The organism is Streptomyces griseocarneus (assembly GCF_014655595.1).
In the GTDB taxonomy this organism is placed as follows: Bacteria; Actinomycetota; Actinomycetes; order Streptomycetales; family Streptomycetaceae; genus Streptomyces; species Streptomyces griseocarneus.
This window is the reverse complement of the sequence record NZ_BNBL01000001.1, coordinates 350310-373837: the sequence shown is the minus strand read 5'-3', so window position 1 is coordinate 373837 and position 23528 is coordinate 350310. Positions and strand designations below refer to the sequence as shown.

Below are 23528 nucleotides of genomic sequence, written 5' to 3'. Positions count from 1 at the left end.
ACCACCCGTGTACGGGGCTTCCCGAACGTGCTCCCGTACGTGCTCTAGGACTTGGTGACGCGGACCGTGTCGCCGAGGCTGTCGGAGCTCAGCACGTCGATGCGGACGCCGGCCGCCGAGTCGGTGAAGGACTCGCCCGCCCGGTAGGGGGCGTCGTCCAGCGGGCGGCAGCCGCCCGGCGGGGTGGCATCGGGCCTGGAGTCCATCACCCGGACCGGGCCCTTGCCGGTCGGCACGGACGAGTCGACCTTGTAGACCAGCGCGCCGGTCGCACAGGCCCGTCCGTCCGCCCGGACCGCCCGGCGCGACTCGACGACGTAGGCGGTCGTGGGACCGGTGCGCACCACGGCCATCGCGGTGCCGCTCGCGTACTCGACGGCGGTCAGGCGGACGGTGTCGGTGCCGCTGGACGCCCGGCAGGAGACCTGGCCGTCGTCGGTCCAGCCGAGCTTCCACGCGTGCCAGGCGAAGTACTGCGGGCCGGCGCCGCTGATCAGACCCATCACGTCCCAGCCGCCGACGAAACGGTGGGCGTCGCTTGCCGCGTCGAAGGCGTACAGGTCGGGCAGGCCGAAGGTGTGGGCGGTCTCGTGACCCACCAGCCGCTCGTCCCAGTGCCACATGTCCTGGCCGAAGGTCACGGCCCACCGGAGGCGGTTGCCGTCGGCGACGACGCCCGGCGTGCCGGGTTCGTGGATGTAGGTGGGGGTGAAGGAGATGGCAGCGGCGTTGCGGGTGGGGACGACGTAGAGCATGTCGTAGCGCGAGAAGTCGGTGTACGGGTCGGCGGCGCGCACGGCGTCCTCGATGTAGGCCTCGTGGGTCTCGTGGGTGAGGCCGCGGGCGAAGCCGTAGTCGGTGGAGCGGTGCGGCATCCGCACCCAGCGCCGGTGCTCGCTGATGGACAGCCACGCCTTGCCGTGGGAGGCGTACCACAGCCAGTCGGCGCCGGGGGTGATCCGGGCACTGTCGGTGGCGGGGGACTCGGTGGCGGGCGCGTCGGGGAAGTCCACGAAGATCATGCCGACGCTGACGGTCCCCAGGGGTCGCTGGAAGACGGAGTCGTCGGTGTCGTGGCCTTCGTCGGTCCAGCCGGTGGCGCCGGGCAGGGCGCACCGGGAGGCACTGTCCCGTACCGCGGCGGCGGCCCCGCCGGCCGCCTCGGCGGGTGGCGGGGTGCACAGCAGAAGCAGGACGGCGGCGAGCAGCGCAGCCAGCGACGACGGTATTCCCCGCCCTGAAATAACGTTTTTTTGCCTGGTGTTCATCAAACCCCCGTTGACCTGCACCGATGGCCTTCCCCTTGATGCCGGACAAAATCCAAAACATCTAAGGGGTTGTCAGTAACATTTCACATTACTACGTTACGCATCACATGGCGCCGCAGCGACCCCTCACGCACCGCCCTCCAGGCGGCAGTTGGGGACCCCGCAGCGCCGCCGTGGACCCGCACGCCCGCACCCCCCAATTCGCGTGCATACAACACACACCTCCCACACACAGGAGTCATCGGTGGACCACTCCAGAACCCTGCGCAGATCCCTGCTCACCGCCGCGATAGCGGCGACCCTGTGCGCCACGGTCGTACAGCCCGGCCTCGCGGACTCCCCCGCGTCGGCGCCCTCGTCCGCCACGTCCGCCCCGGCGGCCGCGCGGGCGGACACCCCCACCCCCAACCCCTTCGACGAGGTCACCCGCCTGGCCAAGGCCCCCCAGCCGGCCGACCTGTCCAAGGCGGGGCCGGGCGACCTGACGCGGGCCCGCGTCCCGGGCCCGGCCACGCCGCAGGGCAAGGAGGGCAAGGGCAAGGCGAAGTCCCTCGCCCCGAGCGCCAAGGTGCGCGGCACCAGCGTTCCCTGCACGCTCGACGGCGTCAGCCGGCTCGGGCCCGAGCAGTTCGCCGAATTCCTCGCCGACCCGGCCGTCACCGCGGACGGCTGTCTGCGCGACATCCTGTGGACCTGGGACCAGCGGCTGGCCCGCGTCATGACGAAGGAGCACGTGCGGGCCGTCGCGCAGCGCGCCGAGCGGTACGGCTACTCCCACGACGGGAAGAACAGCACCCACGTGCTGGAGATGTTCACCTACCTCCACGCCGCCGCCTACCACGACTTCTCGCACGACGAGATCGACCACACGGACCCGCAGACCGTGGAGGCCGTCCGTCGCGCGGTGTACTACTTCGGCATCGCGTCCCGCACCTTCGATGCCACCCGCACCAACGCCGAGACCCTGCGCGAGGCCCTCTACGCCGCCAGCTCCCCCGGCCTGCGCCACCACCAGCTGCCGCTGCTCAAGCGGGTCCTGGGCACGATGGACGCCTCCCACCCCGACACCGCGAAGGACCGCTCCTGGGGCGGCGCCGCGCTGGGCGCGCTGTCCGTGGGCTACCTGGGCGTCTACAACGACGACCCCGCCTTCGACGCGGCCGTGGCCGCCGACCCCGCCTACCGCGCCGCCCTCAAGGCCTTCGCCGGCCACACCCACCTCAAGGGCGCCGAGAACGAGTGGGTGGTGCGCGACGCGCTCAACGAGTACGGCCGGCTCAGCCAGGTCGCCGCGGTCAAGAGCGAGATCAGCTCCTCGCTGGGCGGCGTGCTGGACACCGTCTCCCGCAACTTCGGCCAGGGCAGCGCCCCCTGGGGCAAGATCGTCACCTGGCTGAACGAGCTGGAGATGTGCAAGCAGTACGGGGTGTGCAAGGCGGACATCGAGCGCCGCATCTTCCCGTACACCTACACGTACGACAACGGCGGCATCAAGGTCCGCACCGCCCTGCCGCGCGCCACCGTCGACCGCCTCTACTACGCGAGCAAGCAGGTCAAGGCGCAGTACCACCGCGTCCTGGGCACCGACCAGCCGCTGGCGGGCGACACCAACACCTCGCTGAACATCGTGCTGTACGCCTCGCGCGCCGACTACGAGATCTACCACCCGCTGCTGACGGGCATGGCCACCAACAACGGCGGCATCTACATCGAGAAGGGCGCCACCTTCTACACGTACGAGCGCCGGGTGCCGCAGGACTCCACGCTCACGCTGGAGGAGCTGTTCCGCCACGAGTACACCCACTACCTCAACGGCCGCTGGGCGGTGCCCGGCAGCTTCGGCGAGGGCCCCTGGTACCAGAACGACCGCACCACCGCCATGGACGAGGGCACGGCGGAGTTCTTCGACGGCGCCACCCGCGACGACGGCATCAAGGTCCGCAAGTCGCTGGTCCAGAGCGTCATCGACGACACGGCGGGCGGCAAGCCGCGGATGACCGTCGACCAGCTGCTGCACGCCGAGTACGACCGCGACGGCTTCCGGTTCTACTCGTACGCCGGGACGTTCTTCGAGTACCTGTGGACCGAACGGCCCTCGCTGCTGCGGGAGATGTACGGCTACCTCCGGGCGAACGACGTGTCCGGCTACGACGCCTGGCGCAACCGCATGGGCCGCGACTGGTACGTGCAGCGGGACTACAACGCCTTCCTCGACAAGCAGATCGCCAAGGTCAAGGACCTGTACGTGCCGAACACCACGTACACCCCCGTCAACCGCCTGCAGTACTCCTCGGCCGCCGAGGTCCGCTCGTCGCTCACCGCCACCACCGGCCAGACCCCCGAGTGCGGCGCCGCCCCCGCCGGCGACCGCCCCCGCTTCGTGTGCACGGGCCGCATCACCGCGAACCTCAGCAGCCCCGGCAACACCGACCTGGTCTTCAAGGACATGTCCGAGACGGTCGACTACTTCATACTCGACCGCTCGAAGACGGGCGCGAACAACCTCGCCGACATGAACTGCTCCTTCGGCAAGGTCGACGTCTGGTCCGACCGGCCGGCCGGCACGGCGGACTTCCGCTGCGAGGGCCCGCTGCGCGGCTGACGCGCGAAAACGGCGGCCCACTCCGCTGGACAGCCCCGGCGGGCCGCCGGAGAATTCGAAGTGTATGAGGAGGCGCCATGAGCATTCGTATCGCCACCTTCAACGCCGAGAATCTCTTCCGGCGGCCCGTCGTCTTCGGCATCGAGGACGATGCGAAACGCAACAAGGTACTCGACGACTTCAGGAAGCTCGTGGAAATCCTCGAAAAGGACGAGTACTCGGACAAGAACAAGGCGGACATCATCGAGATCCTCCTGGCGCACAGCGTCGACGTCTCCCAGGAGATCTCCACCCAGACGATCCTGGTGAACGAGCCCAAGGGCATGGCCAGGCTTCTCAAGGGGGAGGGCCGCAACATCCAGGTCAGGGCCGAGGTCACCGGGCGGCCGTCCTGGGTCGGCTGGGCCGAGCTGGACCGGAAGGACCTCACCCTGGACGCCCTCCAGAACACCGCCAAGGTGATCGCCGAGGTGAACGCCGACATACTGCTCACGGTCGAGGTCGAGGACCGGCTCACCCTGCACCGCTTCAACCAGCAGGTGCTGCACGGCCAGATCGGCGCTCCGGCCTATCCGTTCAACCTGCTGATCGACGGCAACGACATCCGCGGCATCGATGTGGGGATCCTCAGCCGGCACCCGATCACCTCGATACGCTCGCACATCTTCGACAAGGAGAATGTCCAGGACCTCTTCCCCATCTTCAGCCGGGACTGCCCGGAATTCGAGATCGACATCGACGGCGAGCCGCTGTGGCTGCTGGGGAACCACTTCAAGAGCAAGCGCGGCGGCGGTGGTGCGGAAAAGCGCAAGCAGCAGGGCAAGCGCGCCGCCAAGATCTACCAGGAGGCGCTCGGGCGCTCGGACCGTGTCGTGGTCGCCGGGGACCTCAACGACACCCCGGACAGCGAGGCTCTCAAGCCCCTGCTGAACGCCGGCCTTCAGGACGCGATGACCCACGGCGGCTACCAGGGGCCGCCCGGCACCCACGGCGAGTGCAAGGCGGCCGACAAGATCGACTACCTGATGTTCTCACCGGAGCTGTTCGGCAAGGTGACCAGGGCGCGGGTGGAGACGCGCGGGATCGCCGAGTCCGCCGTCACGTTCGACAGCGTCCACGGACCACAGGACCAGGCCTCCGACCACGCCGCGCTCTTCGCCGACCTCGACCTGTGAGCCGACGCCGGGACTACCGCCCCGTGAACAGGTTCCGTACGCGCCGCCGGGCCCGCCGCCCGGCGTCGTAGTCCTCGTCCTCCTCGCCGTTGTCGTCGTCGGGCGGCAGCACGGTCCAGCTGACGGCCGAGACGGCGGGCTCCAGGGAGAGGCGGCTGACGGCCTCCTCGAGGAGGCTGTCGTCCCGCCGCTCGGTGGTGAGCTCGGCGGAGACGGTCACCTTGCCCGCGGTCTCGGCGTCGCGGCTGTGCACGGACCGCAGCCGGAAGCCGGGCCGGGTGACGGCCTGCACCACGAGGGTGCGCACATGGGCCTCCTCGGGTTCGGTGCACACCACCTCGAAGTGGTAGTCGGTGACCACCTCGGCCCCGCCGTGCGAGCCCCGGTCCAGGCCCCGGGCCAGCGGCCGCAGGAGCGTGTTGGCGCCGACCACGCCCACCGTGCCGAGCGCGGCGAGCACGTAGAGACCGGTGCCGGCGAGCGCGCCGACGGCGGCCGAACACCACAGCGTGGCGGCGGTGTTCAGGCCGCGCACGCTCAGCCCGTCGCGCATGATGACGCCCGCGCCCAGGAAGCCGATGCCGGAGACGATCTGCGCGGCGACGCGCGAGCCGTCGTAGCCGGTGGTGCTGGTCGCGCTGGAGAAGCCGTAGATCGACAGCAGCACGAAGAGCGCGGACCCGGCGGCGACCAGGGCGTTCGTCCGCAGGCCCGCCATCCGGGCGCGCCACTGGCGCTCCAGTCCGATGATCGCGCCGAAGCCCAGGCCCGCCCCGATGTTGGCCGCCATGTGCCATTCGTTCACGATGGCCATCTTCCGCCCTCCTTCGTCACTGCCGTCGCTCCCGCACCGACCCTGCCACAGGCACCCGGAAGGGCCACCATAGGAGGGTAAAAGGACGCAAAAAGCCCCGGGTGCCGGGCGGGCCGCGTGGGCCCGCCCGGCACCCGGGACAGGGGGTGCTGCGGTGCTACGGCTGGACGAGCGCCGTCCAGGTGCCCAGGGCGTCGCTCCGGGTCCCGTCGTACAGCGAGGTCTCGCCGTTGGACCAGCGCACGACGAGGTCGTCGGGGCGGCCGCCGCCGTTGAAGTCGCCGGCGACCATGACGGTGGGCGACCAGGAGGCGTTGGGCGCCTGGAGCCGGGTGCCGGACAGGCCGCCGCCGGAGGTGAGGGCGAAGCTGCCCAGCGAGCCGTCGGTCCAGCGCACGACCACGTTCGAGGCGTCCTTGCCAGCCGGGCGCAGGCTGGTCAGCGCGCCGGCGTTCTTCCAGAACGAGCCGGAGGCCGCCAGCTGCCGCTGGGTGCCGAGGCCGGAGGAGCTCACCGAGGAGTTCAGGGTGACCTTGCCGTCGGCCCAGCGCACGACGAGGTCGTTCGCCTTGGTGGTGGAGTTGAAGCGGCCCGCGGTGATCTGCGCGGCGTCCTTCCACGGGGAACCGGCGGCGGCGAGCGTGTACTCCTTGCCGAAGCCGGAGGGCTTGACGTCCTCGTAGTAGCTGAGCTTGCCGTTGTCCCAGCGCACCATGAGGTCCGGGAGCGCGGAGCCGCTGAAGTCGCCGGCGGTGACCGCCTTGGCCCGCTGCCAGTAGGTCGCCTTGGAGAGCTGCTTCTCCGCGCTGAAGCCGCCCGCGCCGTCGCCCGTGTAGAGGGTGACCTCGCCGTCGCTCCAGATCGTCAGCATGTCGTCGCGGCCGTCGCCGGTGAAGTCGCCCGAGGCGAGGTGGTTCGCATGCGTCCAGGTCGAGGCGGCGCCGGCCAGGCGGGCCTTGTCCGACGGCGGCGCGTAGGCGCCGGAGCGCTGCGGCGTGCGGTCGGCGACGGCGTCCTGGTACAGCGCCCGGATCTCGCGGTCGTAGACCGGGGAGTAGCTGATCCAGTCGTCGTTGTCGGTGTTGCCGCCGCCGTTGTAGCCGCCGATGTTGCCGATGATGTCGCCGGTGCGGGTCTTGGCGTCGTAGTTGGTGATCCACGGGCCGCCGGAGACGCCGCCGTAGTAGCCGCCGCACTTCATCTGCATCTGGCGGAAGCCCGGCAGCCGCGAGGACGGCACGGTGCAGCCGATGGCACGCTGGTCGGGGTTGTACGCACCGGGGTAGCCGATGACGTTGACCGTGCTGGTCCAGCGGGGGGTGTCCGTCAGCCGCAGGCCGCCCGTCCGGTCCTCCACCTCGGCGCCCTGCGCGTTGGGCGAGAGCCGCGCGAAGCCGAAGTCGAGGTCGGAGTCGGCGCCCTTGCTGTTGCGGGTGTAGCGCGGGTCGGTGAAGACCTTGTCCACGGGGAAGACGCCGTAGGGCTGGTGGGCCGCGTCCAGTCCCTTGCGGTACTGCGGGACGAAGATGCGCTGGCCGCCGCCGGCCAGGGACTTGGCGCAGTGACCGGCCGTCAGGACCAGGTTGCGCCCGGCGCTCTGGACCACGCTGGCGGTGCAGTAGGTGGCGCCGGTCGGGCCGGAGCTGCTGAAGAACGTGCCGACGGCCGGTATGCCGTCGCCGTAGGAGCCCTTGGGCGTTCCGGAGGGCGCGGTGACGCCCGGGGAGCCGGTGATCCCGGAGCGCGGCTTCGCGGGCTGTGCGGTGTGGCCCGCCTCGAGCGGCTTGGCGCCGGCCATGCGCTCGGCCGTCCAGTACGTCTCGGCGGTGCGGGTGTCGCCCGTCGGCTGTGGTGCTGCGACGGCCACCGTGGCGGTGGCCGTCCCGCCGCACGCGGCCATGGCCAGGGCCACGGCGAGGGTGCGGGTCCAACCGGATCTGGAAGGAGACAAGGTGACTCTCTGAACTAGGGGAACAAGAGTGCGACGAATATTTACACAGCGCACCCCACGGCCGTCCCCCGGGCCCCGGCGGGCCGCTCGTCGTGGTGCAGCGGCGTCCGCCCGCCGGTGAGCGGGCCGCCCGGGCCGCCGCGCCGGACCGCGACGATCTCGGCGGCGATCGACAGGGCCGTCTCCTCGGGCGTACGGGCCCCCAGGTCGAGCCCGATCGGCGAGCGCAGCCTCGCCAGTTCCGCCTCGCCCAGGCCCGCCTCGCGCAGCCGCTCCAGCCGCTCCTCGTGCGTACGGCGCGAGCCCATGGCGCCCACGTAGCCGACGGGGAGCCGCAGCGCCCGTTCCAGCAGCGGCACGTCGAACTTCACGTCGTGGGTGAGGACGCAGACCGCCGTGCGGGCGTCGAGGTCCTGGCCGTCGAGGTAGCGGTGCGGCCAGTCCACGACGACCTCGTCGGCCTCCGGGAAGCGGGCGGCGGTCGCGAAGACCGGGCGGGCGTCGCAGACGGTGACGCGGTAGCCGAGGAACTTCCCCGCCCGGACCAGCGCCGCCGCGAAGTCGATCGCACCGAAGACGAGCATGCGGGGCGGCGGCACGCTGCACTCGACCAGCAGCCGCAGCCCCGTCCCGGCGAGGCCGACCGTGCCCGTGCGGCCCGCGCGCAGCAGGGCGCGGGCCTCGGCGGCCGCGGCGCGGTCCAGGGCGGCCTCCCCGCCCAGGGTGCCGTGCGCGGTGCCGTCGGGGCGCACGAGCAGGGCGCGCCCCAGCGTGCCGGGCGGGCCCTGCGTCACGCGGGCCAGCGCCACCGTCTCGCCGTGCGCCGCCGCCCGCAGCGCCGCGGCCGGTACGGCGTCCAGCGGCGCCACGAGGACGTCGATCTCGCCCCCGCACGTCAGGCCGGCCGCGAACGCGTCCCTGTCCGAGTAGCCGAACCGCTCCAGCACCGGCCGCCGGGTGCGCAGCGCCTCGCGGCACAGTTCGTAGACCGCGCCCTCCACGCAGCCGCCGGAGACGGAGCCGGCCGCCGTGCCGCCGGCGTCGACGGCGAGGGCGGCGCCGGGCTGCCGGGGCGCGCTGCCCCGCACGGCCACGACCGTGGCGACGGCGACGTCGCGCCCCTCCTCGCACCAGCGGTGCAGTTCCTCGGCGATGTCCAGCACAGCGTCGCTCTCCTTTGCGTCCCTCTTTGCGTCACGTCACTTCACGCCGAGCCAGTGCTCGATGGGGTGCAGGGCGAAGTAGCCGGCGAAGACGACGGTCAGGGCCCACAGGAAGGCGCCGGGCTCCCGCCACCGGCCCTGGCCGGCCTTGATGACCGTGTAGGCGATCACGCCGCCGCCGACGCCGGCCGTGATGGAGTAGGTGAACGGCATCAGCACCACGGTCAGGAAGACCGGGACGGACACCGCCCGGTCCGTCCAGTCGATGTGCCGGGCCTGGCCGGCCATCATGGCGCCGATGACCACCAGTGCCGCCGCCGCGATCTCGCCGGGCACGATCCGGGTGAGCGGGGTGAAGAACAGGCAGGCGGTGAAGAGCAGGCCGGTGACGACGGACGCCAGGCCGGTCCGCGCGCCCTCGCCCACCCCGGTCGCCGACTCCACGAAGACGGTCTGGCCCGAGGCGCCCGCCGCCCCGCCGATCGCGCCGCCGGCGCCGTCGACGAGCAGCGCCCGGCTCAGGCCCGGCATCCGGCCCCGCTCGTCGGCCAGGCCCGCCTCGGTGCCCACGCCGATGATCGTGGCCATGGCGTCGAAGAAGCCGGCCAGGACCAGAGTGAAGACGATCATCGCGACGGTAACCCCGCCGACCGCGCCCCAGCCGCCGAACTGAACCTGGCCGAAGAGGGAGAAGTCCGGCATGGACACCGCGCCTGACTCGAGCGCGGGCCGGCCGTTCTGCCAGGTCTTCGGGCCGGGGTCGGCCACCGCGTCGACGATGACGGCGAGGATCGTGCCGGCCACGATGCCGATGAGGATCGCGCCGGGGACCTCGCGCGCCTGCAGCATGAAGATCAGCAGCAGGGTGACGCAGAACAGCAGCACCGGCCAGCCCGCCAGTTCGCCGGCCGGCCCCAGGGTGACCGGGCCGCCGGACGTCGCGGCGTGCACGAAGCCCGCCTTCACCAGCCCGATCAGGGCGATGAACATGCCGATGCCCATGGTGATGGCGTGCTTGAGCGCCTGCGGGATGGCGTTCATGACGCGCTCGCGCAGCCCGGTGAGGACCAGCAGCATGATGACGACGCCGTACAGGACGCACAGGCCCATCGCCTGCGGCCAGGTCAGCTGGGTGACGACCTGGGTGGAGATCACACCGGAGACCCCGAGCCCCGCCGCGAGCGCGAGCGGCACCCGGCCGATCAGGCCCATCAGCAGCGTGGAGAGCGCCGCCGCGAAGGCGGTGGCGGTGATCAGGGCGGCCCGGCCGAGCGTGTGCCCGGCCGCGTCCGGGCCGGACAGGATCAGGGGGTTGAGCAGCAGGATGTAGCTCATGGCCATGAAGGTCGTGATGCCGCCGCGCACCTCGCGGGCGACGGTCGACCCCCGGTCGGTGAGGTGGAAGTACCGGTCCGGCCAGGACTGCCTGGCGGGCGGGGGCGAACCCGGGTCCGGTGCCGTCCGGTGGCTCACGGGTGCATGGGTCATGGTGCCTGCTCCAGGGTCCGGTGGGGGCTGCACGACCCGGGGGACGGCCCGAGACGAAACGGAGGTGACGCTGTGGGGGTCAGGTGCCCGTGAGGTGTTCCGGCCGCACCGGCACCCGCGTCAGGGCCAGGCCCGTGGCCTGGCGGACGGCCGCCACGACGGCGGGCGTCGAGGAGAGCGTGGGGGCCTCGCCGACCCCGCGCAGCCCGTAGGGGGCGTGGGTGTCGGCGAGTTCGAGGATGTCGACGGGGATGGCGGGGGTGTCGAGGATGGTGGGGATCAGGTAGTCGGTGAACGAGGGGTTGCGGACCTTGGCGGTCACCGGGTCCACGACGATCTCCTCCATGACCGCCAGGCCCAGGCCCTGGGTGGTGCCGCCCTGGATCTGCCCGGCGACGGACAGCGGGTTCAGCGCCTTGCCGACGTCCTGGGCGCAGGCCAGCTCGACGACCTTGACCAGGCCGAGCTCGGTGTCGACCTCGACGACGGCGCGGTGCGCGGCGAAGGAGTACTGCACGTGGCCGAAGCCCTGGCCGGTGTGCGGGTCGAAGGGCTCGGTGGGGCGGTGCCGCCATTCCACCTCGGCCTCGACGGCCTCGTCCCCGAGCACGTCGGCGAGGTCGGCGAGGACCTCGCCGCCGTCGGTGACCACCTTGCCGCCCTCCAGCAGGAGCTCGGCCGTCGCCCAGGCCGGGTGGTACGTGCCGAACCGCGCCCGGCCCCGCTCGAAGACCTCCTCCCGCGCCTTCTCGCACGCGCGGCGGACCGCGCCGCCGGTGACGTAGGTCTGCCGGGACGCGGACGTGGAGCCTGCGGAGCCGACGCGGGTGTCGGCGGGGTGGAGGACCACCCGGGCGACGCCGAGCTCGGTGCGGGCTATCTGGGTGTGGACGGTGACGCCGCCCTGGCCCACCTCGGCCATCGCGGTGTGCACGGTGGCCACGACCTCGCTGCCGGCGGCCTCCAGCCGCACCCGGGCGGTGGAGTAGTCGTCGAAGCCCTCGGAGAAGCCCACGTTCTTGATGCCGACCGCGTAGCCGATGCCGCGCACGACGCCCTCGCCGTGGGTGGTGTTGGACAGGCCGCCCGGCAGCGCCCGTACGTCCGGGGCGCCGCCGGCGCTCTCCCACTGGCGCTCCGGCGGCAGGGGCATCGCCTTGACGCGGCGCAGGAGTTCGGCGACGGGCGCGGGGGCGTCCACGACCTGCCCGGTGGGCATCACCGACCCCTGCGACATGGCGTTGCGGCGGCGGAACTCGACCGGGTCCATCTCCAGCGCGGCCGCGAGCCGGTCCATCTGGGCCTCGTAGGCGAAGCAGGCCTGGACCGCGCCGAAGCCGCGCATGGCGCCGCAGGGCGGGTTGTTGGTGTAGAGGGCGAGGGCCTCGATGTCCACGCTGGGGATCTCGTACGGGCCGGCGGAGAGGGAGGCGGCATTGCCGACGACCGCCGGGGAGGAGGAGGCGTACGCGCCGCCGTCGAGCACGATGCGGCACGTCATGTAGAGCAGGCGGCCGTCGCGGGTGGCCCCGTGCTCGTAGGCCAGCTTCGCGGGGTGGCGGTGGACGTGGCCGAAGAAGGACTCGAAGCGGTTGTAGACGATCTTCACGGGCCGGCCGGTGCGCAGCGCCAGCAGGCAGGCGTGGGCCTGCATCGACAGGTCCTCGCGGCCGCCGAAGGCGCCGCCGACGCCGGAGAGGGTCATGCGGACCTTGTCCTCGGGCAGGCCGAGGACGGGGGCGATCTGGCGCAGGTCGGCGTGCAGCCACTGGGTGGCGATGAAGAGGTCGACGCCGCCGTCCTCTGCGGGCACGGCGAGGCCCGACTCGGGGCCGAGGAACGCCTGGTCCTGCATGCCCATCTCGTACTCGCCGGTGACGACGACGTCGGCCCGGGCCTTCGCGGCGGCCACGTCGCCGCGGACGACGGGCTGGCGGTGGACGATGTTGGGGTGCGCGACGTGGGGCGCGTGGTCGTCGGTGCGGCCGGGGTGGAGGACGGGGGCGCCGGGGGCGGTGGCGGTCTTCTCGTCGGTGACGACGGGCAGTTGTTCGTAGTCGACGACGATCCTCGCGGCGGCGCGGCGGGCGGTCTCGGGGTGGTCGGCGGCGACGAGGGCGACGGGTTCGCCGTGGTGGCGCACCACGCCGTCGGCGAGGACGGGGGTGTCCTGGATCTCCAGCCCGTAGCGGGTGGCGGCGGGCAGGTCGTCGTGCGTCATCACGGCGTGCACGCCGGGCGTGGCGAGGGCGCCGGAGACGTCGACCGAGCGGATGCGGGCGTGGGCGTGCGGGCTGCGGAGGGTGAAGCCCCACAGCATGTCCTCGTGCCACAGGTCGGAGGCGTAGGCGAACTCGCCGGTGACCTTCGGGATGCCGTCGGGGCGGAGGGTGGACTCGCCGATGCCGCCGGTGGTGCGGCGGGCCTGGGCCGGTACGGCGGGAGTGGTGTCGCGCACGGTTCAGCCCGCCTCTCCGGTACGGGCGGCGGCCAGCCGCACGGCGTCGAGGATCTTCTCGTAGCCGGTGCAGCGGCACAGGTTGCCCGAGAGGGCCTCGCGGATGTCGGCGTCGGAGGGCTGGGGCACGCGCTCGAGCAGGTCGTCGGCGGCGACGAGCAGGCCGGGCGTGCAGAAGCCGCACTGGACGGCACCGGCGTCGACGAACGCCCGCTGGACGACGGAGAGTTCCCCCTCCGCCGCCCCCGAGCGGCCGGCCAGGCCCTCGACGGTGACCACCTCGCGGCCCTCGGCCTGGCCCGCCGCCACCAGGCAGGCGCACACCGGCACGCCGTCGAGGCGGACCGTACAGGAGCCGCATTCGCCCTGCTCGCAGGCGTTCTTGGAGCCGGGCAGGCCCAGCCGCTCGCGCAGCACGTACAGCAGGCTCTCGCCCTCCCAGACGTCGTCGGCCTCCTGCGGACGGCCGTTGACGGTGAAGTTCACGCGCACCGGGCTCCCCTCCCCTGGTCGTGGCGGTATGCGTCCCAGACCCAGCCCAGCGTGCGGCGGGCCATGACGGCGACGGCGCGTCTGCGGTAGGCGGCGCTGCCGCGCACGTCGTCGATGGGGTTGCAGGCGCCGGCGGCGAGCTCGGCGAAGTGGGCCGCCACCGACGGCGGTACGGCCGCCCCGGACTCCCACAGCCCGCCCTCCTCCAGCGCCGCGGCCAGGAACTCCTCGGCGACGCGGGCGCGCACGGGCGTGGGCGCGGCCGAGCCGATGCCGGTGCGCACCGTGCGGTTCTCCGGGTGCAGGGCGATGCCGAAGGCGCACACGGCGATGACCATGGCGTTGCGGGTGCCGACCTTGGAGAACTGCTGCGGGCCGGTGGCCCTGCGGATGCGCACGGCCCTGATCAGCTCGTCCGGCGCGAGGGCGTTGCGCTTGACCCCGGTGTAGAACTCCTCGACGGGGATCAGCCGGGTGCCGCGCACGGACTGCACCTCGACGTCGGCGCCGGCGGCCAGCAGCGCGGGGTGGCTGTCCCCGGCCGGGGAGGCGGCGCCCAGGTTGCCGCCGACGCTGCCGCGGTTGCGGATCTGCGGGGAGCCGACGGTGTGCGCGGCGAGCGCGAGGCCGGGCAGCTCGGGCCGCAGGTGGTCCAGGATGCGGGTGTAGGGGACGGCGGCGCCGAGGCGGACGTCGGGGCCGTCGGTCTGCCATTCGTGCAGTTCGCCGACGCGGTTCAGGTCGAGGAGGTACTCCGGCCGGCGGTGATCGAAGTTGATCTCGACCATCACGTCCGTGCCGCCCGCGATGGGCACTGCCGAGGGGTGCGCGGCCTTGGCGGCCAGCGCTTCCTCCCAGTCGGCGGGGCGCAGGAAGTCCATGGAGGGTCTCTTCTCGAGAGGGGGGTTTCATGTCCTGTTCACGCGGCGCACGGCCAGTACAGCGAGGCCTCACCCGGCCGGTGCAGTCACCGAAAACATGAAGCGGTTGGCTGGCCAGGGCCCCCGTCTTGTAGATTCGAACGAAAGACGGGGTTCAGAAACCTCACTGCATTCCACTGGTGACAAGAAGACAGATCGGCGGCGACCCACGATGCGGCTGCGCGCACTGCTGGAGACCGATGCGCTGGGCCTTCGGCTGCTCGGCGGCGAGGACGAGCTGGACCGTACGGTGCGCGGCGTGATGACCACCGACCTGCGCGACCCCAGCCGCTACCTCTCCGGCGGGGAGCTGGTCCTGACCGGCCTCGCCTGGCGGCGGGAGCCGGCCGACTCCGAGCGGTTCGTGCGCATCCTCACGGCGGCCGGCGTGGCCGGGCTGGCCGCGGGCGAGGCGGAGATCGCCTCCACCCCCGACGACCTGATCGAGGCCTGCGCCCGGCACCGGCTGCCGCTGTTCTCGGTGCACGAGACGGTCTCCTTCGCGTCCATCACCGAGCACGTCGTGCGGCAGGTCTCCAGCGAGCGCGCCGGGGACCTGGCCGCCGTGGTCGACCGGCACCGCCGGCTGATGACGGGCGGCCCGGCGGGCGGCGGCCCCGAGGTCGTCCTGGACCTGCTGGGCTCCGACCTGGACCTGCGCGCCTGGGTGCTGTCCCCCACCGGCCGGCAGATCGCCGGCTCGTCCCTGGCCGGGGCGGGCCCCGACCTGCCCGCCGCCGTCGGTGCCGCGCTCGCCGGCGAGCACCTGGCCGCCTCCCGCGGCGGCCGGCGCGGCCCGCACCGGGTGAGCCTGGCGGGCAGCACGTACTCCCTCTTCCCCATCCGCAGCAGCGGCCGCGCCGCCTCCGCGCGGGACGTGCGCGAGACGGTGCTCTCCGACTGGCTGCTGGCCGTCGAGGCGGACGCCGGCGAGTGGCCGGAGGAGCGGCTCGACCTGCTGCACGGCGTCACCCAGCTGATCGCCGTCGAGCGCGACCGGCGCGACGCCGCCCGCACGGTGCGGCGCCGGCTGGCCCAGGAGGTCCTGGAGCTGGTCCAGGCGGGCGCCGCGCCCGCCGAGATCGCGGCGCGGCTGCGGGTGGCGGCCCCGGTGCTGCTGCCGGGCCTGGGCACGGCCCCTCACTGGCAGGTCGTGGTGGCCCGGGTGGAGTGGGAGGACGGCGACATCCCCGGCGGCCCGGTGGCCCAGGCGCTGCTGGAGGAGGTGCTGGTCGACCCGGAGGCGTCCGGTCCGGAGCCCTCCGACCGCATCGCCGTCGCCCACACCGGCGACGAGGCCGTCGCGCTGGTGCCGCTGCCGGCCGAGCTGACCGGGACCGAGGAATCGGTGCCGGCGGGCCTGCACGCCGACGCCCTGCTGGCGGCCGTGCGCGAGCCGCTCACCGCGGGCCTGGCCGACGACGGGCGGCTGACCTTCGGCGTCAGCGCCTCGGTCCACTCGGCGGAGGGGCTGCGCGGCGCCCTGGAGGAGGCCCGGCACGCCCGCCGCGTCGCCGCCGCCCGGCCGGGCCGGGTGTGCGCCGCCGGCCACCAGGAGCTGGCCTCCCACGTCCTGCTGCTGCCCTTCGTGCCGGACGACGTCCGCCGCGCCTTCACCGCCCGGCTGCTGGACCCGCTGCGGGACTACGACCGCCGCCACCGCGCCGAGCTCATCCCGACGCTGGAGGCGTTCCTGGACTGCGACGGCTCCTGGACGCGCTGCGCCACGCGGCTGCACCTGCACGTCAACACGCTGCGGTACCGGGTGGGGCGCATCGAGCAGCTGACGGGCCGCGACCTGTCGCGCCTGGAGGACAAGCTGGACTTCTTCCTGGCCCTGCGCATGAGCTGAGGGGCCCGCCACGGCCCGACGGAGGGGCCCGCCGGGGCGGCCCGCAAAGGCGGCCCACCCTCCTATCACATGAGCAGACTCCCGCTCATGGAGCCGGCGTTCTTCGGTAATCTTCGCGGCGGGAGTCGCGGGCGGCGCGACCGGTGCCCGAGTTTGTGAACTGGTTCACACCTGACCCTATGCCGGGCCCGGGTCTTCGTGCTGAGATCGGAGCAGGCTTCCAGCTCGACGGCGCGCTTGGGGAGGGCACTGTGGCGGACACCGCCATGCGGAATTCTGGGTTGTCGGAGCCACACACCGAGGGGGGCGACCCCCTCGAACGCGCCGTCTGGCGGCTGCGCTCGCGGGCCTGCTGGGACGACGCCGCCGCGCTGCTCGCCCCGCGGGCGGCCACGGAGGCGGGCCCGGCACTGCGGCGCACGGGGGTCCTGGCCGAGCGGTGCATGTTCACGGGCGAGGGCTGGGGGGCGGCGGAGGACTCGCTGCGCGCGGCGGAGGCCCTGGCCACCGACGACGAGGAACGCGGGGCGGCGGCCTGCGAGCGTGGCCACCTCGCGTACGCCTCCACTCTTCTGGGTGTACGCGACCGGGCCGACGAGGCCCGTTCGGCGCTGGGGCGGGCGGCCGCGCTGCTGGCGCCGAAGTCCCCGACGCGGCCGCTGCTGGACTTCCGGCGCGGCCTGATCGCCCAGCACCTGTCGGACAACCCCTCCGACGCCACCGCCGCCTTCCAGCGCGCCCACGCGGGCGCGACCGCGCACGGCCACCGGCTGCTGCTGTCGTCCACCTGGCGGCACGTGGCGGCCATGGCCGAACACGACGGCCGGCTGCCGGAGGCCCGGCACGGCTTCGCCGAGTCGCTGCGCATCCGGGAGGAGCTGGGCTACCTCGTGGGCATCGCCCCGGCCCTGGCCTCCCTGGCGGCGGTGCTGCCGGACCAGGCGGAGGCGGCGCGCCTGCGCGCGGAGGCCGGGCGGCTGGTCCGGCTGCTCGGCGGGGTCCCGGCGTGGCTGGCGGAGCGGCTGGGCCGGCCGGCCCCGGCGACCTAGGGGTTCCCTACGGGGCCAGGCCGCAGTGGCGCGTGGCCACCGCCTCGACCGCGGCGAGGTCGCCCGCCGCGAGGGCGTCCAGCAGGATGAGGTGCTCGGCGGCGTCGGTCACCGGATCGGCCGCTCCCGACCACTGCGCCCGGCGGTGCAGCTCGCCGGCGACGATCGCGAGCTGGCGGTTGCCCGACAGCTCCAGCAGCGCCCCGTGGAAGGCCCGGTCCGCCTCCGCGTACGCCGCCCGGTCGCCGCCGGCGGCGACGGCGGCCGTCGTCGCGGCGAGCGGCCGCAGCTCGTGCCACCGCCCCGCGGGCACGGTGCGGGCCAGCCGCAGCAGGGCCGGGACCTCGAGCAGGGCCCGGACCTCCGCCAGCTCGGCGAGGTCGCGCGGGGTGCGGCTGGCCACGCGGAAGCCGCGGTTGGGGACGACCTCGACGGCGCCCTCGAGCGCCAGCTGCTGCATGGCCTCGCGCACGGGCGTCGCGGACACCCCGAAGCGCTCGCCGAGCGCGGGGCCGGAGTAGACCTCGCCCGGCACGAGCTCGCCGCTGACGAGGGCCTTGCGGAGCGCGTCGAGCACCTGGCCCCGTACGGAGTACCGCTGCGGCGCCCGGCGGATGAACTGGCTCTCGTCGTGGGTGTGCTCCCCCCGCGCGCCCGGCGTGGCCTGCCGCGGCACACCGGCGGCGGCCCGCGGCACCGCGGTGTGGGGTCTGCCCTGCTCCATTGGGGTTCCTCCTGGTCTCCGGTGGAACGATAGGCGGCATGTGCGCCAGTTCAAACCCCGGTCGCCGCGGGTAAGGTAAGCCTTACCTGTCAACCGATCGGGATTCGGTGGTCCCCTCCATGTCTGCTGCCTCGGCCGCATCTCCCGTCGCGGACGCCTACGCCCGGATGACGGAGCTCCTCCCGGCGGTGACCGTCATGACCGGCCCCCCGGGCCGCGGCGACGGCTGGGTGACGGCGGCCGGCCTCGCGGCGGGCGGCGTCGAGCTGGACGCCTACCTCGCCTGGGACGAGGCGCAGGTGCTGCGCGAGTACGGACTGCGGGCCCGCCCGGACGTGGTGGCGAGCTTCGGCCTGCACCGCTACGCCTGGCACGTCTGCCTCCTGTTCACCCTCCCCTGGTTCCTCGAGCGCCGCGTGCCCCGGCTGCCGGTGCGGGCGGTCTCCCTGCACCGGGCCACCGGCCGGATCACGGCGGACGCCGGGGAGTTCAGCTGCCTGCCCGGCGACCCGGCCGCGGAGCACCCGCGCGCCACGACCGTGGCGGACGACGAGGCGCTGCGCCGGGAGCTGCGGTCGGCGGTGGCCGCGCACCTCGCCCCGGTGCTGGACGCCTTCGGACCGCGCATGCGGCGCGGCCCCCGGGCGCTGTGGGGCATGGCGACCGACGAGACCGCCGAGGGGCTGTGGCACCTGGGGCGGCTGCTCGGCGAGGAGGAGCGCGCCCGGCGGGAGCTGGAGCTGCTGCTGCCGGGGGCCACGGCCCCGTACGTCGGGGGCGCGGCCTTCCGCGAACTGACCGGGCCCGGCGGGCGGACGTTCCCCACCCGGGACCGCGCCAGCTGCTGCTTCTTCTACACACTGCGGCCCGAGGACACCTGCATCACCTGTCCGCGCACCGCCGACGCCGACCGCGTCGCACGGCTGTCAGCCGGCTGAAGCGTTCACGCCACTCCATCCAGTGGATTGAATAGAACCCAATTCCCTTTCCCTTGAGGGGTGTTCGAATTCATTCGTAGCTCTCCGTATATCCTTGCCGTCCATTCGCGGCGAGTTGCCGTGAAACCCCTTGGCATGCGGCCGGGTTCCGTAAGGATGGCGCGCGAAACCCCGTACTGCATGCAAGGGACGCAAGATGAGAGTGACCGACATACCGCTGAATTGGGTGCTTCCCAGTGCCGTGGCGCTCATCGGGGCAGTGGTGGCGGTGACGGTGTACGCGCGCGGCCGGCGGACCGGCCCCGAGGACACGGCGGCCGGCGCGGACTCCTGGGAGCGCAATGAGGAGCGCAGACGCCGCAAGGAAGCCATCTACGGCAGCGCCTCGTACGTACTTCTCTTCTGCTGCGCCGCCGTCGCCGCGGCCCTCTCCTTCCACGGGCTGGTCGGCTTCGGCCAGCAGAACCTGGGGCTGACCGACGGCTGGGAGTACCTCGTGCCGTTCGGCCTCGACGGGGCCGCGATGTTCTGCTCGGTCCTGGCCGTGCGCGAGGCGAGCCACGGTGACGCGGCGCTCGGCTCCCGCATGCTGGTGTGGACCTTCGCGGGCGCCGCGGCCTGGTTCAACTGGGTGCACGCGCCCCGGGGGCTGGACCACGCGGGGGCCCCGCAGTTCTTCGCCGGCATGTCGCTGTCGGCGGCCGTGCTCTTCGACCGGGCGCTGAAGCAGACCCGCCGGGCCGCGCTGCGCGAGCAGGGCCTGGTGCCCCGCCCGCTGCCGCAGATCCGGATAGTGCGATGGCTGCGGGCGCCGCGCGAGACCTTCGGCGCCTGGTCGCTGATGCTCCTGGAGGGGGTGCGGTCGCTGGACGAGGCCGTGGAGGAGGTCCGCGAGGACAAGCGCCAGCGCGCCCAGCACCGGGAGCGCCGCCGGGAGGCGGGCAAGCTGGAGCGGGCCCGCATCAAGGCGTACAACCGTCAGCACCGCGTGTGGGGGCGTCCCCGCGCCGGCCGGCAGGTCGAGGTGACCGGCCCCGCGATGCCCCCCGCCGCCCAGATCGGGTCGCAAGCCGGGCCGGAGCCTTCCATAGTCGAGCCGGGGCAGCTTCCGGTACGCTCCCGGCCGCTCCAGGCGGTGGGCAGGCCCGACCCCATCGACCTCACCGCCGAGGACGACACCCAGGCCATTCCGCGGCTCGACTCGCTGGAGGCCAAACTCGCCCAGATCGAGCGCCAGTTCGGCTGATGCTCGCCCGCCCTGAGTCGTCGCGCGACGTCGGCTCAGGGCTCCTGGGCGTCCAGCTCGAACCAGACGGCCTTGCCCACGCCGTGGGCCCGGACGCCCCACCCGTCGGCGAGGGCGTGGACGAGTAGGAGGCCGCGTCCGGAGGTGGCGGCCTCACCGCCGGCCGGGGGCCCGGTGCCGTTCTCGGCCCGGGCCCCCGGCGTGGGCGCACGCGGGTGCCGGGCGAGGAAGTCCCGCACCTCCACCCTCAGGCGCCCCTCGGCCGGGGCCTCCGGGCCGCCGTCGAACCGGGCCGTGACCACGGCGCCGCCGTCGGTGTGCACCAGCGCGTTGGTGACCAGCTCGCTCGCCAGGAGCTCCGCGGTCTCCGCCCGCCCGGGGCCGCCCCACCCGGCCAGCAGCGCGCGCAGCTCCGCCCGCACCTGAGCCACGGCCGTCAACTCCTTGCGCCGGAGCCGTCTTTCCCAGTGCGGCCCCGCCGCCGGGGGATCGCTCTCCCCCGCCTCCTCCCGGACCGCGCCGTCGGCCGATCCCGCCCCGTCCTCACGCCGCTCCGCGCCCGCCCAGTGTGCAGTCCGCCGCTTCATCCCTCGCCGACCCGACCCCTCCCCGGCGCCCCGGCATCGAACACGCTCACGGCAAATGCATGCCCCACACCCGGCGGAACGACGCCTGTTGACGCATCAACATGGTGATACGAGCGGGATGCGAGCACCTCTTGTGCGGCGCGCGGAAAACTGCCAGGGGCCGCGGTACCGGGGATCGGCGACATCGCCGGGGAGAGGCCGCGCTACACCTCCCAGACCGCGCACGCGGAACGGTCGTCGGCGTATCCCTTCACGCGCAGCTGGGCGTCCGCGAGGAACTCCGCCAGCCCCGGCGGCTCCTCCCGGGCCCACCGCTCGGCCAGGCGTACGCCCAGTTCCGGCTCACCCCGCAGGGGGTCGGCCAGGCCCGCCGTGCACAGCAGCAGGGTGTCGCCGGGGCGGCCGACCGAGGCCCGGAAGCGGAAGGGCTCGCTGGGCACGTCGTCGGGGTCTATGACCGGCGTGGTCCCGGGCGTGGGGATGCCGAGGTCCACGGTGATCCGGTCGGCGGGGGCGTACGCGTCCCCGGCCTCCGCCCCGCCGCCCGCCCCGAGCTCGCCCGCGGCCTCCGCCGCGCGCGGCTCGGGGTCCATGTCCTGCCAGGCCCCGTCGCGCAGCCGGAAGAGCCCGCCCGCGCCGACGCCGAAGAAGACGCGCGTGCGGCAGCGGACGTCGGCGGGCAGCAGCAGACAGCGCAGCCCCGCGGTGTACTCCGAGGGCCTGTGGCCCAGTTCGGCCGCGCGGACGCGCAGGCGGCCGTACGTGCGGTCGGTGAGCCGGTGCAGCCCCGACTTCAGCTCGTCCCGGCGGCCGGCGTGGATGTCCTCGGCGAGCCGGGCGTGGCTGCGCCCCACGGCGCCGCCGATCCACTCGCAGACCTCCCGCGCCGCGCGGTGGGCGCCCTCGGCGGCGCGGGCGCCGCTCGCCATGGCGACGAGCAGCAGCGCGTCCTCGCCGGCCCCGAACCGCGCGGTGAGCAGGGCGTCCCGGCGGGGCTCGCCGCGGAAGCGGGCCGAGTCGCCGCGCAGCGAGGCGGCCCGCAGGGTCATCGCGCCGTAGCGGGCGCCGTCCAGCACCGTGTCCGGCACGAGGTCCTCCAGCCCGCCGGGGTCGGCCGGGGGCCAGGCGGTCGGCTCGGCCTCGTAGGTGGGCGGGCGCCGGCCCACGAACTCGGCGGCCCGCAGGCGCGTGCCGTTGCGGCGCGCGGGCCGGCGGTCGGCCGGGGGCGGCAGCTCGGAGGCCTCGGCGGTCCCGGGCGCGCGGGCGGCCTCCGAGGCGTCGGCGACTCCGGGGAGCCCGGACGCGAGGGCCAGGTCGGCGATGCCCCGGGTGCCGGTGATGCCCTTGACGCTCGCGATGCCCGGCGTCCCGGCGGGGTCCGTCGCCTCGGCGGTGCCCGTCACCGGGGAGCCGCCGGTGGTCTCGGCGACGCCCGTGACCTCGGCGATGTCCATGATCCCCGCGTCGTCCGCGGCGCCCGCGCCGTCCGCCGCGGGGGCCGGCCCGGGCGCCTCGGCGCCGTCGCGGGGCTCGCGCGCGTCGCGGGGCACGGGAAGGGACGAGGGGGGCGGCGGGGAGACCCGGGTCCTGGGGTCGGGGGGCGGCGGCCCCTCGGGCCGGGGCACCGGGCCCGCGGGCGGGCGGAGTTCGGGCCCGCCGTCGAAGCCGGGCGGCTGGTGGGCCGGGACGGGCAGGGAGCCGTTGCCGGCGGCCGGCCAGCGCTTGGTCTGGCGGGGCACGCCGCGCGAGAGGGCGGGCGAGAGCCCCGTCGGGGACGCGGACGGCGGCCCCGGCAGGAGGGGCCCGCCGGGCGGCTCGGCCACCCTCGGCCGCCGCGGCTCGGACCGCGGACGGGCTGATTCCGGGCCCACCACCGCCGAGGCGGAGGAGAATCTCTCGTCGAGGCTGTCGCCCGTGGCGGCGCCCGCGGTGTCGGGCTCACTCCTGCCGTACAACTCGCGCCACCAGGCGTCCTCTTGTTCGGCGTAATGGTCCCCCTGCTGACTCATGCCCTTATTGTCCACACTGCGGGGCATACGGGAAGAGTGCACGGCGAACACCACCCCAGGGATGATGTCCGAAGCCGCGAAGACGGCTGAGGAAATGGGGAGGGATGAGGCGTGCTCGGTGCCATGGGTCTGAACGCCATCCGGCAGACGGCGCAGGGGGAATGGCCGTCGGAGCGGGATGCGGTGGAGGTGGTGACGGGAGGCGAGGCGGTCGCCCGGCGGCTGTCACGGCTGCGGCTCGGCGCGGTGGAAGAAGTGTGCGCCATGTTGACGGGCAGACCATGGGGGTTGACGGACAGACCCTGGACCGGCGTCGCGGACGACGCGGGCACGGTGCCGCACCGCACGGTCGTCGAACACGCGACGGCGGAGCTCCGGGCGGGCGCCGGCGGGGTGCGGGTGGTCGACCGGATACCCGCCGAGCTGGTCATCGCCGACCGCAGCACGGCCCTGCTGCCGCTCGCGTCCGGCACCGCCGAGTCCGCGGCGCTCCTCGTCCGCTCCGGCCCGCTGCTGGACGCGCTGGTCGACCTCTTCGAGGACGTCTGGCACGAGGGCCGGCCTCCGCTGCCCGCCGGCCCCGGCACGACCCGCGCCCCGGCCGGCCCCGACGCCGCCGACCTGCGGATCCTCGCGCTCCTGCTGGAGGGCCTGACGGACGCCAGCGTGGCCAAGCAGCTGGGGCTGGGCCTGCGGACCGTGCAGCGCAGGGTCAAGGGCCTGATGGAGCTGGCCGGGGTGACCACCCGGCTGCAGCTGGGCCGGCACGCCGCCGAGCACGGCTGGACCGGG

Annotated in this window: 18 protein-coding genes; 7 read left to right on the top strand and 11 right to left on the bottom strand. The window is 74.0% G+C overall.

Translation table 11 applies throughout. The features are described 5' to 3' along the window. Positions 1 to 44 precede the first annotated feature (44 nt). The gene (locus tag IE295_RS01540) at positions 45 to 1268 is read right to left on the bottom strand and encodes a M6 family metalloprotease domain-containing protein (protein WP_190061568.1); all 1224 of its coding nucleotides are present in this window, start codon (positions 1266 to 1268) and stop codon (positions 45 to 47) included. A 244-nt stretch (positions 1269 to 1512) separates the two neighbouring features. Here IE295_RS01540 and IE295_RS01535 point away from each other — a divergent pair, with 244 nt between their 5' ends. Continuing rightward, a complete protein-coding gene (locus IE295_RS01535) occupies positions 1513 to 3870 on the top strand; it encodes a collagenase (protein ID WP_190061567.1) in 2358 nt (785 codons plus the stop codon). Positions 3871 to 3947: 77 nt separating this feature from the next. Continuing rightward, entirely contained in the window at positions 3948 to 5045 is a 1098-nt protein-coding gene (locus IE295_RS01530) for an endonuclease/exonuclease/phosphatase family protein (RefSeq protein WP_190061566.1), read from the top strand. Between the two features lie 13 nt (positions 5046 to 5058). On the opposite strand, the gene IE295_RS01525 is transcribed toward IE295_RS01530, so the two are convergent. The 7 genes from IE295_RS01525 to IE295_RS01495 all read right to left on the bottom strand — a co-directional run bounded on the left by IE295_RS01525 (position 5059) and on the right by IE295_RS01495 (position 14292). Then, the gene (locus tag IE295_RS01525; protein WP_224322952.1) at positions 5059 to 5859 is read right to left on the bottom strand and encodes an MgtC/SapB family protein; all 801 of its coding nucleotides are present in this window, start codon (positions 5857 to 5859) and stop codon (positions 5059 to 5061) included. 157 nt (positions 5860 to 6016) lie between these two features. Continuing rightward, positions 6017 to 7810 carry an FG-GAP-like repeat-containing protein gene (locus tag IE295_RS01520; RefSeq protein ID WP_190061565.1) on the bottom strand — a complete coding sequence of 598 codons (1794 nt, stop codon included), beginning with the start codon at positions 7808 to 7810 and terminating at the stop codon, positions 6017 to 6019. A gap of 41 nt (positions 7811 to 7851) precedes the next feature. Beyond that, the gene (locus tag IE295_RS01515) at positions 7852 to 8973 is read right to left on the bottom strand and encodes an XdhC family protein (RefSeq protein WP_190061564.1); all 1122 of its coding nucleotides are present in this window, start codon (positions 8971 to 8973) and stop codon (positions 7852 to 7854) included. A gap of 36 nt (positions 8974 to 9009) precedes the next feature. Continuing rightward, positions 9010 to 10461: an NCS2 family permease gene (locus tag IE295_RS01510; protein WP_190061563.1), complete on the bottom strand. Its 1452-nt coding sequence runs from the start codon at positions 10459 to 10461 to the stop codon at positions 9010 to 9012. 79 nt (positions 10462 to 10540) lie between these two features. Then, positions 10541 to 12919 carry a xanthine dehydrogenase subunit D gene (pucD, locus tag IE295_RS01505; RefSeq protein ID WP_190061562.1) on the bottom strand — a complete coding sequence of 793 codons (2379 nt, stop codon included), beginning with the start codon at positions 12917 to 12919 and terminating at the stop codon, positions 10541 to 10543. Between the two features lie 3 nt (positions 12920 to 12922). Continuing rightward, positions 12923 to 13411: a (2Fe-2S)-binding protein gene (locus IE295_RS01500; protein ID WP_190061561.1), complete on the bottom strand. Its 489-nt coding sequence runs from the start codon at positions 13409 to 13411 to the stop codon at positions 12923 to 12925. Beyond that, positions 13402 to 14292 (bottom strand): FAD binding domain-containing protein, encoded by an 891-nt coding sequence (locus IE295_RS01495; RefSeq protein ID WP_190061560.1) that lies wholly within the window; start codon positions 14290 to 14292, stop codon positions 13402 to 13404. The genes IE295_RS01500 and IE295_RS01495 overlap by 10 nt, the downstream gene beginning before the upstream one ends. 211 nt (positions 14293 to 14503) lie before the next feature. Between IE295_RS01495 and IE295_RS01490 the strand changes: the two genes are divergently transcribed. After that, a complete protein-coding gene (locus IE295_RS01490) occupies positions 14504 to 16183 on the top strand; it encodes a PucR family transcriptional regulator (protein WP_190061559.1) in 1680 nt (559 codons plus the stop codon). Positions 16184 to 16449: 266 nt separating this feature from the next. After that, positions 16450 to 17232, top strand: a complete 783-nt coding sequence (locus IE295_RS01485) for a hypothetical protein (protein ID WP_190061558.1) — start codon at positions 16450 to 16452, stop codon at positions 17230 to 17232. A 7-nt stretch (positions 17233 to 17239) separates the two neighbouring features. Here the strand turns inward: IE295_RS01485 and IE295_RS01480 are convergent, their stop codons facing one another. Beyond that, a complete protein-coding gene (locus IE295_RS01480; protein ID WP_190061557.1) occupies positions 17240 to 17956 on the bottom strand; it encodes a GntR family transcriptional regulator in 717 nt (238 codons plus the stop codon). Between the two features lie 119 nt (positions 17957 to 18075). Here IE295_RS01480 and IE295_RS01475 point away from each other — a divergent pair, with 119 nt between their 5' ends. Both IE295_RS01475 and IE295_RS01470 read left to right on the top strand, forming a co-directional pair. After that, positions 18076 to 18894: a (2Fe-2S)-binding protein gene (locus tag IE295_RS01475; RefSeq protein WP_190061556.1), complete on the top strand. Its 819-nt coding sequence runs from the start codon at positions 18076 to 18078 to the stop codon at positions 18892 to 18894. A gap of 196 nt (positions 18895 to 19090) precedes the next feature. Then, on the top strand, positions 19091 to 20140 hold the full coding sequence (locus IE295_RS01470) for a DUF2637 domain-containing protein (RefSeq protein ID WP_190061555.1): 1050 nt from the start codon (positions 19091 to 19093) through the stop codon (positions 20138 to 20140). Positions 20141 to 20175: 35 nt separating this feature from the next. Here IE295_RS01470 and IE295_RS01465 read toward each other — a convergent pair whose 3' ends face one another. Then, a complete protein-coding gene (locus tag IE295_RS01465; RefSeq protein ID WP_190061554.1) occupies positions 20176 to 20727 on the bottom strand; it encodes an ATP-binding protein in 552 nt (183 codons plus the stop codon). 203 nt (positions 20728 to 20930) lie between these two features. Then, positions 20931 to 22736 carry a protein phosphatase 2C domain-containing protein gene (locus IE295_RS01460; protein WP_190061553.1) on the bottom strand — a complete coding sequence of 602 codons (1806 nt, stop codon included), beginning with the start codon at positions 22734 to 22736 and terminating at the stop codon, positions 20931 to 20933. Between the two features lie 111 nt (positions 22737 to 22847). Here IE295_RS01460 and IE295_RS01455 point away from each other — a divergent pair. Next, positions 22848 to 23528, top strand: a 681-nt coding sequence (locus tag IE295_RS01455) for a helix-turn-helix transcriptional regulator (RefSeq protein ID WP_190061552.1), incomplete at its 3' end; no start/stop codon positions are given.

What these genes read in the sequence shown, in the direction of transcription:
- IE295_RS01530 (WP_190061566.1), top strand. Translation starts at nt 3,948, where the DNA reads ATGAGCATTCGTATCGCCACCTTCAACGCCGAGAATCTCTTCCGGCGG.
- IE295_RS01485 (WP_190061558.1), top strand. Translation starts at nt 16,450, where the DNA reads ATGCGGAATTCTGGGTTGTCGGAGCCACACACCGAGGGGGGCGACCCC.
- IE295_RS01525 (WP_224322952.1), bottom strand. Translation starts at nt 5,859, where the DNA reads ATGGCCATCGTGAACGAATGGCACATGGCGGCCAACATCGGGGCGGGC.
- IE295_RS01480 (WP_190061557.1), bottom strand. Translation starts at nt 17,956, where the DNA reads ATGGAGCAGGGCAGACCCCACACCGCGGTGCCGCGGGCCGCCGCCGGT.
- IE295_RS01540 (WP_190061568.1), bottom strand. Translation starts at nt 1,268, where the DNA reads ATGAACACCAGGCAAAAAAACGTTATTTCAGGGCGGGGAATACCGTCG.
- IE295_RS01475 (WP_190061556.1), top strand. Translation starts at nt 18,076, where the DNA reads ATGTCTGCTGCCTCGGCCGCATCTCCCGTCGCGGACGCCTACGCCCGG.
- IE295_RS01465 (WP_190061554.1), bottom strand. Translation starts at nt 20,727, where the DNA reads ATGAAGCGGCGGACTGCACACTGGGCGGGCGCGGAGCGGCGTGAGGAC.
- IE295_RS01510 (WP_190061563.1), bottom strand. Translation starts at nt 10,461, where the DNA reads ATGACCCATGCACCCGTGAGCCACCGGACGGCACCGGACCCGGGTTCG.
- IE295_RS01495 (WP_190061560.1), bottom strand. Translation starts at nt 14,292, where the DNA reads ATGGACTTCCTGCGCCCCGCCGACTGGGAGGAAGCGCTGGCCGCCAAG.
- IE295_RS01490 (WP_190061559.1), top strand. Translation starts at nt 14,504, where the DNA reads ATGCGGCTGCGCGCACTGCTGGAGACCGATGCGCTGGGCCTTCGGCTG.
- IE295_RS01470 (WP_190061555.1), top strand. Translation starts at nt 19,091, where the DNA reads ATGAGAGTGACCGACATACCGCTGAATTGGGTGCTTCCCAGTGCCGTG.
- IE295_RS01460 (WP_190061553.1), bottom strand. Translation starts at nt 22,736, where the DNA reads ATGAGTCAGCAGGGGGACCATTACGCCGAACAAGAGGACGCCTGGTGG.